The following is a 12,347-nucleotide window of genomic DNA, read 5'->3' as shown; positions in this document are numbered from 1 at the left end:
GCTTCTCCAGGTTCAGACGCCGGTGAACAGAAAGTCCAGGGCGGCGATGATGTCGGTGCGATACTCGGCCAAGGAGGCCACGTATTCACCCAAAATGGTACGGGGAACGGCGGCAAGATGGTTGGTGGCGAGAATCATCGACTCACCCGCCACCGTCACCACGGGCTGAAGATGGCGCGTCGGCTTTTCCCATTGGGCGACGGGATAAAGCGGGGCGCTGGCCACCACGTTGAAATGGCTGAGTTCGTCCGCCTGCAACACCACCAGCAAGGGTCCGCCGGGATGGGCCGAACGAAAGACGTCGAACTGGCGCATCAGAACATCCTGATCCCGTCGCTCCACAACCCGTTCTTTTCGACCCAGCGGTTCTGGCTTTCGATGGCGTCCTTGTTCTCCTCGGCCCACGCACGGGCCTTGGCCTCGCGCACGCGGGCTTCCAATCCGGCTTCCAGGGTTTGGGAAATGTTGATCCCCAACGCCTTGGCCTGACGCAACAGGTCCTCGTTGACGCTGACGTTGCAGGCCTTCTTGGGCGATTTGGGATCGAAGACGGCGTTCATGCGCATACCTCACACATCATGCGCAAATCATATGCGCATGATGTGTGAGGGTGCAAGAGGGTGCTACTCGGTCAAATCCTTCCACAGTTCCTTGACCTTGTCGAAGAAGCTGCGGCTTTCCGGGCTGTTGTGCTTGCCGTCGGCGTTGTCGCCGGCCGATTCGAACTCGCGCAACAGCTCTTCCTGGCGTTTGCTCAGGTTGACCGGGGTCTCGACCACCGCCTGGATGAACATGTCGCCACGCGCGGTGGACCGCAGCACACTCATGCCCTTGCCTTTCAGGCGGAACTGGTTGCCGGTCTGGGTGCCGGGGGGAATGGTGACCTTGGACAGCTTGCCCTCGATGGTCGGCACCTCGATGGTGCCGCCCAGCGTCGCCGTCACCATGGGAATCGGCACCCGGCAATAGATGTTGGCGCCGTCGCGTTGGAACAGACGGTGCTGGACCAGGCTCAGGAAGATGTAAAGGTCGCCGGGCGGCGCGCCGCGCATGCCGGCCTCGCCCTCGCCGGACAGACGGATGCGGGTTCCATCCTCGACGCCGGCCGGCACCTGGACCTGAAGGGTCTTGTCCTTGCGCACCCGGCCCTGGCCGCCGCACACCTTGCACGGGTCCTTGATCACCTTGCCCATGCCCTGGCAGGTGGGGCAGGTGCGTTCGATGGTGAAGAAGCCCTGTTGCGCGCGGACCTTGCCATGGCCGTGGCAGGTGGGACAGGTGGCCGGCTGGCTGCCGTCCTTACCGCCGGTGCCGTGGCAGGCGTCGCATTGGGCCGAGGAGGGGACGGTGATGGTCGCGGCCTTGCCGGCGAACGCCTCCTCCAGGGTGATTTCCATGTTGAAGCGCAGGTCAGCGCCGCGACCCGAGCCTTGGCCACGCCGGCCGCCGCCCATCATGTCGCCGAACATCTCCTCGAACAGGTCCGAGAAGCCGCCGCCGCCGCCACCGAAACCGAAATCGGCGAAGCCGCCGCCGCCGCGTCCGCCGCCCTCGAAGGCGGCATGGCCGAAGCGATCATAGGCGGCACGCTTCTGTTCGTCCTTCAGGCAGTCATAGGCCTCGTTCAATTCCTTGAACTTGTCGGCGGCGCCGGGATCATCCGGGTTGCGGTCCGGGTGATACTGCATGGCCAGCTTGCGGTAGGCCTTCTTCAGTTCGTCGGCCGAGGCGTTGCGGTCGCAGCCCAGAACCTCGTAGTAGTCGCGCTTGCTCATGCGGTCTTTCGCTGGTCGGGTGGTGGTCGATGGCCGACCGCCCCGGAAGCGGAAGCTTGCCGGGGCGGCCTGCCCATTTCAACGCGCCAAGTCGGGTTTACTTGCCCTTCTTGTCGCCGTCCACTTCCTCGAAGTCGGCGTCGACCACGCTGCCGTCCTGGTCGGAGGCCGCGCCGGCACTGGCCTCGGCACCGCCGGCCGCTTCCTGGGCCTTGTACATGGCTTCGCCCAGCTTCATGGACGACTGCATCAACGCCTCGGTCTTGGCCTTGATCTCGTCGGGGTTGTCACCATCCATCACCGCCTTGAGGGTGGCGACGTCACGCTCGACGTCGGCCTTGAGCGCGCCGTCCACCTTGTCGCCGAATTCCTTCAGGCTCTTTTCGGTGGAATGAACCAGGCTGTCGGCGTGGTTGCGGGCCTCGACCGTTTCCTTGCGCTTCTTGTCGTCGGCGGCGTGGGCCTCGGCTTCCTTGACCATGCGTTCGATGTCGGAATCGTTGAGACCGCCCGAGGCCTGGATGCGGATCTGCTGTTCCTTGCCGGTAGCCTTGTCCTTGGCGCTCACGTTGACGATGCCGTTGGCGTCGATGTCGAAGGTCACCTCGATCTGCGGCACGCCGCGCGGGGCCGACGGAAGGCCCATCAGGTCGAACTGGCCCAGCATCTTGTTGTCGGCGGCCATCTCGCGCTCGCCCTGGAACACGCGGATGGTCACCGCGGTCTGGTTGTCCTCGGCGGTCGAGAAGACCTGGGACTTGCGGGTCGGGATGGTGGTGTTGCGGTCGATCAGACGGGTGAACACGCCGCCCAGGGTCTCGATGCCCAAGCTGAGCGGGGTGACGTCGAGCAGCAGGACGTCCTTGACCTCGCCCTTGAGCACGCCGCCCTGGATGGCGGCGCCGATGGCCACCACCTCGTCGGGGTTGACGCCCTTGTGCGGCTCGCGGCCAAAGAATTCCTTCACCACTTCCTGGATCTTGGGCATGCGGGTCATGCCGCCGACCAGGATGACCTCGTCGATCTCGCTGGCCTTGATGCCGGCATCCTTGAGCGCGGCCTTGCACGGCTCGATGGTGCGCGCCACCAGATCCTCGACCAGGGCTTCCAGCTTGGCCCGCGTCAGCTTGATGTTCAGGTGCTTGGGACCCGCGGCGTCGGCGGTGATGAACGGCAGGTTGACCTCGGTCTGCATCGAGGACGACAGCTCGATCTTGGCCTTTTCGGCGGCCTCCTTGAGGCGCTGAAGGGCCAGACGGTCGCCGCGCAGGTCGATGCCCTGCTCCTTTTTGAACTCGTCGGCCAGATAATCGATGATCCGGGCGTCGAAATCCTCGCCGCCCAGGAAGGTGTCGCCGTTGGTGGACTTCACCTCGAACACGCCGTCGCCGATCTCCAGCACCGACACGTCGAAGGTGCCGCCGCCCAGATCGTAAACGACGATGGTGCCGGCGCCCTTCTTTTCCATGCCATAGGCCAGGGCGGCCGCGGTCGGCTCGTTGATGATGCGCAACACCTCAAGGCCGGCGATGCGGCCGGCGTCCTTGGTGGCCTGACGCTGGGCGTCGTTGAAATAGGCCGGGACGGTGATCACCGCCTGGGTCACGGCCTCGCCCAGGTAAGCCTCGGCGGTTTCCTTCATCTTGGTCAGGATGTAAGCCGAGATCTGGCTGGGGCTCTGCTTCTTGCCGCCGGCGTCCACCCAGGCATCGCCGTTCTCGCCGTTGACGATGTGATAGGGCACCAGATTGGCGTCCTTCTTGGTGATCGGATCGTCGAAGCGGCGGCCGATCAGGCGCTTGATGGCGAACAAGGTGTTGGTCGGATTGGTCACCGCCTGACGCTTGGCCGGCTGGCCGACCAGACGCTCGCCGGAATCGGCGAAGGCGACCATGGACGGCGTGGTCCGCATGCCTTCAGCGTTCTCGATGACGCGGGCGGCCTTGCCCTCCATCACGGCCACGCAGGAATTGGTGGTGCCCAGGTCGATGCCAATGACTTTGCTCATGTCTTCCTCTTGTCAATGCGGCCGGTTCCGGCGGTCCTGTCAGGGCAGGGCGGCAACCGCCAAAACCCCCTTCGGGAAAAACGGGCGACGCTTTGTCCGCGTCTCACCGGCGTTATATAGGGTGGGGTTGGGTGGCTGCAACTGCGGCACGCGCCCGATATTTGCGGCGGGCGGCGATAACCGCTAGGGTAGGACCGCCCCCCTATCCGATCAGCGCCATGGCACGACGTCCCGCATCCGACCGCCAACCGTCCTCGCTTCGTCCGGTGACCACCCAGACCGACCGGCTGATCCGCCGTCTGGGCGGGCGGCGGGGATTCGTCAGCGCCCAGATTTTGACCCAATGGCCGGTCATCGTCGGTGCCGCCCTGGCCCGCAACACCATGCCGGCCCGCATCGTCTTTCCGCGTGCGCCGGGCGGCGGCTGGGAACGCAGCAACGGCATTCTCCACCTCAAGGTGGCGGCGTCGGCCTGGGCGCCCGAGGTGCAGCATCTGGCACCCTTGATCATCAAGAACGTCAACACCTTCTTCGGCTATAACGCGGTCGCCGAGTTGCGCATCAAGATCGGGCCGCTGCCCCAACGCTTCACACCGCCGCCACCGCGTCCGCCGACGGCCGAGGATGTCGCCCGCGTGGCCGAAACGGTCGAGCGGGTCGCGGATCCCGGACTGCGCGAGGCGCTGGCCGCCTTGGGTCGTGCCATCGCCACGCCGCGCCCGCCCGCGCCGCCGCCCGCGCCGCCGCCGCCACGGCCGGATTCGTCGTGGCGTCCCCGTCTGGGCGCGGTGGTGCCGCTGGAGCTTCAGCCCGACGCCGCCGACCTGATCCTGTTGCGGCGGTTGGGACGCAACGAATATCGCGCGACGATCTGTTACGGCTGGTCGGACGCGGCGGCGCAATTGGCCGATGCCGGGCGCCAGCGGCCGCATTTCTGGTATTTCCGCGAAGAGGACGTGACGCCCGAGCAGATGCGCAACCTGCCGGCCGAGGCACTGACCATCCTCAAGCACCACAAGGCCCTGGTGGAAATCAGCCGCCGCGCCGGAGCTTACGAATATTTCCCGCCATTGCGCGGACAGGCGCCGCTGTTGGACCGGGTGGTGCGCGACTGGATCGTCAACCAGAGCCTGGACGCCTGGATATTTTCCGACGCCCAGGGGGTGCACCGGCACCTTGAGCGCTTCCCCCCCCGTTATCCCAGTGTCCGCGCCGTCCGTGCCTGCGCGCTGGAACTGGGCTGGATCGAGCCCGACCCGGCTGTGGACGGCGCCTCGGACCATGACGACGGCTTCGACGACGATCTTGGCGACGACGGGCTCGACGAGCCCGCAGAGGGCTGAGGAGCGGGGCGGATGATCGTCTCGGCCAGTTACCGCACCGACATTCCGGCGTTTTATGGCGATTGGTTCGTGAACCGGTTCCGGGCCGGCTTCGCCCGCGTGGCCAACCCCTACGGCGGGCCGCCCTCGGTGGTGGCGTTGCGCGACGGCGTCGATGGATTCGTGTTCTGGACCCGCAACGCCCAACCGTTTCGGGACGCGCTGGACATGGTGCGGGACGCGGGCATTCCGTTCCTTATCCAATACACCGTCACCGGCGCCCCCCGCGCCCTGGAACGCAGCGTGGTCGATCCCGAACGGGCGGTGGACGACATCCGCGCCCTGGCCGACCGTTTCGGGTCGCGTGCCGTGGTGTGGCGTTACGATCCGATCGTCGCCAGCGACCTGACGCCGCCCGATTTTCACCGCGCCACCTTCACCCGGCTGGCGAAGCGGCTGAGTGGAACGGTGGACGAGGTGGTGATCTCGTTCGCCCAGATCTACAAAAAGACGGCACGCAACCTGGATTCCGGCGCCCGCGCCCACGGCTTTCGCTGGTTCGACCCGGACGACGACGCCAAGCGCATTCTGGCCGCCGAACTGGCGGCCATCGCGGCGGCCCACGGCATGGTGCTGTCGCTGTGCACCCAGCCGCATCTGGTTCCCGATGGCGCCCGCGCCGCCGCCTGTGTCGATGCCGGACGTCTGAGCGATGTCGCCGCCGGCTGGGGGTTGACGCGGTCCGTCGCCGCCAGGGTCAAGGGCAACCGTCCTGGTTGCCTGTGTCATGAAAGCCGCGACATCGGGGCTTACGACACCTGCCCGCACGGTTGCGGCTATTGCTACGCGGTGGGGTCGCCCCAACTTGCCAAGCGGCGCTTCGCCGCCCACGATTCCCAAGGCGAATTCATGGTGACGCCATCTTGAGCAGGTATTCGCGGGCACGTTTGGCCACTTGTTCCGCCTCGACCCGGATGATGTCCTGACCTTTCCTGCGGCCGTCCAGCACCGCCCCGGCGCCGACCAGCCCGGCCACCACGTCGGCCAGTTCGGTGCCGCCGCGCACGCGTGAAAAGCGGACCTCGCCGCTGACCATCAACAGGGCGACGGCGTAGCGCACCTCGCCGGGCCGCAACGGTTCGACCACCACCCGTTGCGGCACCATGGCCAAGGCCCGCAAGTCGGGCGGCAGCTTTTCCGCCAGATCCAACGCCTGTCGCAGCAGATCCAGGTTGGTGTCGTTCTGGTCATAGGAGCGCAGGAACAATTGGCGGCCGCGATATTCGACCTTCAACACCGGCGGCGGATCGACGCAACGGTGCACCGCGTCGCGGATGGCCGCCGTCACCGCCGGACGGTTGCGGTCGCCGCCGGGGGCCAGGACGCCGCCATCCAGCACCAGCGCCGGGCATTGGTCGTCAAGCCCATGGTCGACCGCAGCCACCGTCGGCAGGTTCTCGACCCGGATCGCCGGCAACGCGGTGAGATAGGGCACCAGATCGGGCTGTTCCCGGACCAGGGAGGCCAGATAATGCCCGGCCTCGACCGTCACCTGGTCGTGGGGCCGCCCCATGTTGCCCTCGACCGAGAACGACGCGGTGAAGGCGCGGACGCTGGGCTGGCCCCTGCCCAAACGGTCGAGGAAGGCGCGGGTACAGGCAGACGACGTCGGCACCCATTCCTCGACCCGGCGTCGATCGCTGACGCGAGCACCCATGCTGATCTCGGAACCCAGCGCCGACATGGGATCGCGGGCCAGCCGGTCGCCGCGTTGCAGCGCCAGCAGGAACCACCAATAGGCCTCTGCCTTGGAATCGGAACGTTGGCGTAACATTTCCCCCAGACGCCGCTGGGCGGGGGCGAAGCCTTCCGCCGCCAGGGCTCTCCATGTCGCCTCGGCCTGTTCGGTGCGGCCCTGGGCCTGGGCCGTCTGGGCCTCGGCATAGGCCGCGACGACGCGATCGGGAGCGCATTCCCCAGCCCAGACGGGCGACAGGAACAACACACCCAAGGTTGCCAGAACCGCACCCAACCCGCGCATCGTTCTCCTCCGGGGATCGCGCAGGCAGTATCGCAGGCCGGGACCACCCCGGCAACGGCCCGCTTGCCGGGGCGGGACGCCCTGGGCATCATGCCCCGGTTGCCCGCAACCCCAAGGCCCGCCATGACTCCCGCCCAGGTCGACGCATTCTACGCCCGTCTTGCCGCCCGCATGCCCAACCCGAAAAGCGAGTTGGAATACGTCAACCCCTATACCTTGCTGGTGGCGGTGGTGCTGTCGGCCCAGGCCACCGACGTCGGCGTCAACAAGGCGACCGGGCCATTGTTCGCCCGTGTCACCACGCCCGCCCAGATGCTGGAACTGGGCGAGGAGAGCCTGCGCGAGGCGATCCGCACCATCGGCCTTTACAAGACCAAGGCCAAGAACGTCGTCGCCTTGTCGGAAATCCTGGTGCGCGACCATGGGGGCGAGGTGCCGCGCGACCGTGCCGCGCTCGAGGCGTTGCCCGGCGTCGGGCGCAAGACCGCCAACGTGGTGCTGAACGTCGCCTTCGGCGAGCCGACCATCGCCGTCGATACCCATTGCTTCCGGGTCGGCAACCGCACCGGTCTGGCGCCGGGCAAGACCCCGCTCGAGGTGGAACAGGGGCTCTTGGCGGCGACGCCGGCGCGCTGGGGCCGCGACGCCCACCATTACCTGATCCTGCATGGCCGCTACACCTGCACGGCACGCAAGCCGAAATGCGGGGAATGCGTGGTCAGCGATCTGTGCGCCTTCCCCGACAAGACGCCGTGATGCCATGTCCCCGGTGACCGGATCACGGTCACCGGGGACATGGTCTTCACGCCTTGGTGTCGACCTGTTCGCCGGGCGGGGTCTTGGGACCGCCCTTGGACACGCCGACCAGGGCCGGGCGCAACAGACGGTCGTGAATCTGGTAACCCTGTTGCATGACCATGACCACCGTGCCTTCCGGCTGGGTGGTGTCCTCGACCTCCATCATCGCCTGATGCAGGTTGGGGTCGAAGCGGGTGCCGTGGGCCGGCACCGCCCGGATACCGTAGCGTTCGAAGGTGGCAAGCAGCTCACGCTCGGTCATCTCGACGCCGACCGTCAGGGTGTTAGCCATGTCGTTGCCCTCGCGCGCGGCCGGCGGCACCGAATCCAACGCCCGGCGCAGGTTGTCGGCCACCGACAGCACGTCCTTGGCAATGGCCGAGATCGAGTATTTGGCGCGGTCCTCGGCCTGCTGTTCCAGGCGGCGGCGCACGTTGTCGGTTTCCGCCTTGGCGTACAGAATCTCGTTCTTCAGCTTGGCGACCTCGGCCTCCAGCTCGGCGATGCGAGCGTCCGACGAAGCGACCGCCACATCCTCGGCGTCGGGGGCCGGGCTCTCGGGCGTCTGCTCGTTCTGGGGTTCCTGGCTCATGGACTCTCTTTCTTCCGTCTTTGGGTTAACCGATCAGCCGCCCGACCACCTTGGCGGTGTAATCCACCATGGGGATGATGCGGGCGAAATTCAGCCGCTGCGGGCCGATCACACCGATGGCGCCGATGATCTGCTCACGCGAGTCGCGATAGGGGGCGACGATCATCGAACAGCCGGTGACGCCGAACAATTCGTTTTCGGCGCCGATGAAGATTTGCACGCCCTCGGCGGTGTTGGTCGCCTCGAGCAGGCGCAGGAACTGTTCCGAGGTTTCCAGCGCGTCGAACAGGGTGCGGATGCGTTCCAGATCCTCGACCGCCGTCACGTCCTCGAGCAGGTGGCTCTGGCCGCGCACGATCAGCGGACTGTGGCCGGCGTCGCCCGACCAGGTGGCCAGCCCGGCCTCGACCACCCGCGTGGTCAGGGCGTCGAGCAGATTGCGCTGTTGTTCCAACTCGCCGGTGACGTCCTCGCGCACCTCGTCCAGGGTGCGGCCGCTCAGACGGTGATTAAGGAAGTTGGTGGCCTCGACCAGCATGGACGGCTCGACGCTTTCGGGCAGTTCGAGCAGGCGGTTTTCCACCATGCCGTCCTCGGTCACCAGCACCACCAGGGCACGGCCGCGGCCCAGCCAGACGAATTCGATATGCTTGAGCCGGCGCTGCATGCGCGGCGCCAGCACCATGCCGGCACAGCGCGACAGGCCGGAAAGGGTGGTGATGGCCTCGGCCAGGGCCTGTTCCATGCTTTTGCCCGCCGCCCGGCATTGGGCGTCGATGGCTGACCGCTCGCCCTCGGGCAGGCCGCCCACTTCCAAAAGACCGTTGACGAACATGCGCATGCCTTGTGCCGTCGGCAACCGCCCGGCCGAGGTGTGCGGCGCGTAAAGCAACCCCAGATCCTCGAGATCGGCCATGACGTTGCGGATGGTGGCCGGCGACAGATGCAGCGGCAGCCGTCGCGACAGCGTGCGCGAGCCGATGGGTTCGCCCGTGTGCACGTATTCCTCGACGATATGTCGGAATATCTCGCGCGAGCGCTCGTTCAGCTCGGTGATGACGGGGCTTCGTCCGCGAAGCATGGGCTTTGGTTCCAATCAATCCGCGCGACGGAATCTAGTGAGCGGGGGCGGGGTCGTCAACTCGGGGGCGGAAAACCGGGAAAGAGGCCAGGCAGGAGAGTGGACGCGGATCACGCAAAAGGCTAGGGTTCGCCCCGATTTCCCACGCAGACAGAGACCCGCCGTCATGAGACCTTCCGGCCGCGCCTTCGACCAGCTTCGCGCCATTTCCCTGGAACCGGGCTTCGCCAAATACGCCGAGGGCTCGTGCCTGGCGCGTTTCGGCGACACCCACGTCCTGTGCACCGCGTCCGTCGAGGAAAGGGTGCCGTCCTTTCTGCGCAATTCCGGCAAGGGCTGGGTCACCGCCGAATACGGCATGCTGCCGCGTTCGACCCATTCGCGCACGGATCGTGAAGCCGCAAAGGGCAAGCAATCGGGCCGCACCCAGGAAATCCAGCGGCTGATCGGCCGCTCCTTGCGCGCCGTCACCGACCTTGCCGCCATGGGCGAGATGCAGATCAAGGTCGATTGCGACGTGCTCCAGGCCGATGGCGGCACCCGCACCGCCTCGATCACCGGCGCCTACGTGGCGCTGCATCTGGCGTTCCAGAAACTGGTCGAGGCCGGCAAGCTGAGCGCCGTCCCGCTGATCGACCACCTCGCCGCCGTGTCCTGCGGCATCTACGAGGGTCAGGCGGTTCTGGACCTGGACTACGCCGAGGATTCGTCGGCCCAGGCCGATTCCAACTTCGTGCTGACCGGTCTGGGCGGCATCGTCGAGGTTCAGGGCACCGCCGAGGAACGTCCCTTCACCCGCGACCAGTTCCAGACCCTGCTGCAATTGGCGGAAAAGGGCGTGGCCGAATTGGTGACCGCGCAAAAGAAGGCGTTGGGGCTGGAATGAGCCGCAAGTTCAGCGACGGCCGGCTGGTCATCGCCAGCCACAATTCCGGCAAGGTGCGCGAGATCGGCGAGCTTCTGGCGCCCTTCGGGGTCGAGGTGGTGTCGGCCGGCGCGCTTGGCCTGGACGAACCCGAGGAAACGGGAACCACCTTCGTCGCCAACGCCGAACTCAAGGCCCATGCCGCCGCCAAGGCCGCGAACCTGCCGGCGCTGGCCGACGATTCCGGTCTGGCGGTCGATTGCCTGGGTGGCGACCCCGGCATCTATTCCGCCCGCTGGGCGGGACCGGGCAAGGACTTCGCCGCCGCCATGGCCCTGGTCAACGACCGCATGGGCGACAGCCCGGACCGGCGCGGCCGCTTCGTCTGCGCCCTGGCCCTGGCCTGGCCCGACGGCGTGTGCGAGACCTTCGAGGGCGTGGTCGAGGGCGAGATGGTGTGGCCGCCGCGCGGCGCCCAGGGCTTCGGCTACGACCCCATGTTCCAGCCCCAGGGCCACACCGTCACCTTCGGCGAGATGGAACCGGCGAAAAAGCACGAGATGAGCCACCGCGCCGACGCCTTCCACAAATTGGTGGCGGCGTGCTTCCAACGCTGAGAAGTCCCGGCTTCGGCATTTACATCCACTGGCCGTTCTGCCTGTCGAAGTGCCCCTATTGCGACTTCAACAGCCACGCGGCGGCCAGCATCGACCAGCCGCGCTGGCGGGCCGCGCTGTTGCGTGAACTGGGTCATTTCGCCGCCCGCAAGCCTATGACCGAGGTCACAAGCATCTTCTTCGGTGGCGGCACCCCCAGCCTGATGGACCCGGCCACCGCCGCCGCCCTGGTCGAGCGGGTGGCGGCGCTGTGGCCGACGGCCGCCGACCTTGAGGTGACGCTGGAGGCCAACCCCTCGACCGTCGAGGCCGGGCGCTTCCGCGACTTCCGCGCCGCCGGCATCAACCGGCTGTCGCTGGGGGTGCAGGCATTGAACGACACCGACCTGCGTTTCCTGGGGCGCCGCCACGACGCGGCCGAGGCGTTGGCCGCCCTGGAGCTGGCGGCAAAGGTGTTCGGGCGCTTTTCCTTCGACCTGATCTACGCCCGCCCCGGTCAGACGCCGGAAAGCTGGCGCGACGAACTTGGCCGCGCCCTGACCCTGGCCGGCGACCACCTGTCCATGTACCAGCTGACCATCGAGGACGGCACCGCCTTCGCCCCGGCCCACGCCCGCGGCGATTTCGTCCTGCCGCCCGAGGACCAGCAGGCCGAGATGTTCGAGATCACCCGCGACCTGACCGCCGCCGCCGGCCTGCCGGCCTATGAGGTGTCGAACCACGCCCGGCCGGGTGCCGAATGCCGCCACAACCTGACCTATTGGCTGGGGGGCGACTATGTGGGAATCGGCCCCGGCGCCCATGGCCGGCTGAACAACACCGCCACCCGCCAACACCGCGCCGCCGACATCTGGCTGAAACGGGTCGAGGAAAACGGCCACGCCACCCAGGAAGCCGAGGAACTGGACCCCGCCATCCGGGCCGAGGAACTGGTGATGATGGGGCTGCGGCTGGTGGACGGCATCGCCGCCGAAACCTTCGCCGCGGTTTCCGGCCAATCCCTGTGGGATGTGCTGGATGCCGGCGGCGTGGCCCGCATGGTGACCGGCGGCTTCCTGGAAAAAAGCGCGGCCGGGATCAAGGCGACCCCGGCCGGCATGCTGGTCCTGAACGCCCTGACGGCGGAAATCCTGACCTGAAGGTCCCTTTGTACCAGCGGTCAATATAAAACTGACCGCTGTACTCGCCCTCGCCGGGCGCGGCTTCCAGCCGCTTGGCCACCGCCGCAATGGCGGCAAGCCAACAGAG

At 67.0% G+C, this 12,347-nt stretch carries 13 protein-coding genes; 6 read left to right on the top strand and 7 right to left on the bottom strand.

The window, feature by feature from the left end; genetic code table 11:
• Positions 1-12: 12 nt before the first annotated feature.
• From G4223_RS16365 to dnaK, 4 genes are all read right to left on the bottom strand, one after another.
• Positions 13-315: a CcdB family protein gene (locus G4223_RS16365; RefSeq protein ID WP_163681950.1), complete on the bottom strand. Its 303-nt coding sequence runs from the start codon at positions 313-315 to the stop codon at positions 13-15.
• Positions 315-560 (bottom strand): type II toxin-antitoxin system CcdA family antitoxin, encoded by a 246-nt coding sequence (locus G4223_RS16360; protein WP_163681948.1) that lies wholly within the window; start codon positions 558-560, stop codon positions 315-317. The genes G4223_RS16365 and G4223_RS16360 overlap by 1 nt, the downstream gene beginning before the upstream one ends.
• 63 nt (positions 561-623) lie before the next feature.
• Positions 624-1,775 (bottom strand): molecular chaperone DnaJ, encoded by a 1,152-nt coding sequence (gene dnaJ / locus G4223_RS16355; protein ID WP_163681946.1) that lies wholly within the window; start codon positions 1,773-1,775, stop codon positions 624-626.
• 97 nt (positions 1,776-1,872) lie between these two features.
• A complete protein-coding gene (gene dnaK / locus G4223_RS16350; protein WP_163681944.1) occupies positions 1,873-3,783 on the bottom strand; it encodes a molecular chaperone DnaK in 1,911 nt (636 codons plus the stop codon).
• A gap of 218 nt (positions 3,784-4,001) precedes the next feature.
• Between dnaK and G4223_RS16345 the strand changes: the two genes are divergently transcribed.
• Positions 4,002-5,126 carry a DUF721 domain-containing protein gene (locus G4223_RS16345; protein ID WP_163681942.1) on the top strand — a complete coding sequence of 375 codons (1,125 nt, stop codon included), beginning with the start codon at positions 4,002-4,004 and terminating at the stop codon, positions 5,124-5,126.
• A gap of 12 nt (positions 5,127-5,138) precedes the next feature.
• The gene (locus tag G4223_RS16340) at positions 5,139-6,032 is read left to right on the top strand and encodes a DUF1848 domain-containing protein (RefSeq protein ID WP_163681940.1); all 894 of its coding nucleotides are present in this window, start codon (positions 5,139-5,141) and stop codon (positions 6,030-6,032) included.
• Here the strand turns inward: G4223_RS16340 and G4223_RS16335 are convergent.
• Entirely contained in the window at positions 6,013-7,146 is a 1,134-nt protein-coding gene (locus G4223_RS16335; RefSeq protein ID WP_163681938.1) for a hypothetical protein, read from the bottom strand. The genes G4223_RS16340 and G4223_RS16335 overlap by 20 nt on opposite strands.
• Before the next feature lie 123 nt (positions 7,147-7,269).
• Here G4223_RS16335 and nth point away from each other — a divergent pair, with 123 nt between their 5' ends.
• Positions 7,270-7,902, top strand: a complete 633-nt coding sequence (nth, locus tag G4223_RS16330; RefSeq protein WP_163681936.1) for an endonuclease III — start codon at positions 7,270-7,272, stop codon at positions 7,900-7,902.
• Positions 7,903-7,948: 46 nt separating this feature from the next.
• Here the strand turns inward: nth and grpE are convergent, their stop codons facing one another.
• Entirely contained in the window at positions 7,949-8,536 is a 588-nt protein-coding gene (grpE, locus tag G4223_RS16325) for a nucleotide exchange factor GrpE (protein WP_163681934.1), read from the bottom strand.
• Positions 8,537-8,561: 25 nt separating this feature from the next.
• Positions 8,562-9,617: a heat-inducible transcriptional repressor HrcA gene (hrcA, locus tag G4223_RS16320; protein WP_163681932.1), complete on the bottom strand. Its 1,056-nt coding sequence runs from the start codon at positions 9,615-9,617 to the stop codon at positions 8,562-8,564.
• Positions 9,618-9,783: 166 nt separating this feature from the next.
• Between hrcA and rph the strand changes: the two genes are divergently transcribed.
• From rph to hemW, 3 genes are read left to right on the top strand one after another with little or no spacing between them, the layout of a single operon-like run.
• Positions 9,784-10,503, top strand: a complete 720-nt coding sequence (rph, locus tag G4223_RS16315; RefSeq protein ID WP_163681930.1) for a ribonuclease PH — start codon at positions 9,784-9,786, stop codon at positions 10,501-10,503.
• Complete coding sequence (gene rdgB / locus G4223_RS16310) at positions 10,500-11,099, top strand: RdgB/HAM1 family non-canonical purine NTP pyrophosphatase (RefSeq protein ID WP_163681928.1); 600 nt, start codon at positions 10,500-10,502, stop codon at positions 11,097-11,099. The genes rph and rdgB overlap by 4 nt, the downstream gene beginning before the upstream one ends.
• Positions 11,084-12,238: a radical SAM family heme chaperone HemW gene (gene hemW / locus G4223_RS16305; protein WP_338086901.1), complete on the top strand. Its 1,155-nt coding sequence runs from the start codon at positions 11,084-11,086 to the stop codon at positions 12,236-12,238. Before rdgB ends, hemW begins: the two co-directional genes overlap by 16 nt.
• The last annotated feature ends 109 nt before the right edge of the window (positions 12,239-12,347 follow it).

The organism is Magnetospirillum aberrantis SpK, from assembly GCF_011022235.1.
In the GTDB taxonomy this organism is placed as follows: domain Bacteria; phylum Pseudomonadota; class Alphaproteobacteria; order Rhodospirillales; family Magnetospirillaceae; genus Magnetospirillum; species Magnetospirillum aberrantis.
This window is presented reverse-complemented; position numbering and strand designations above follow the sequence as displayed.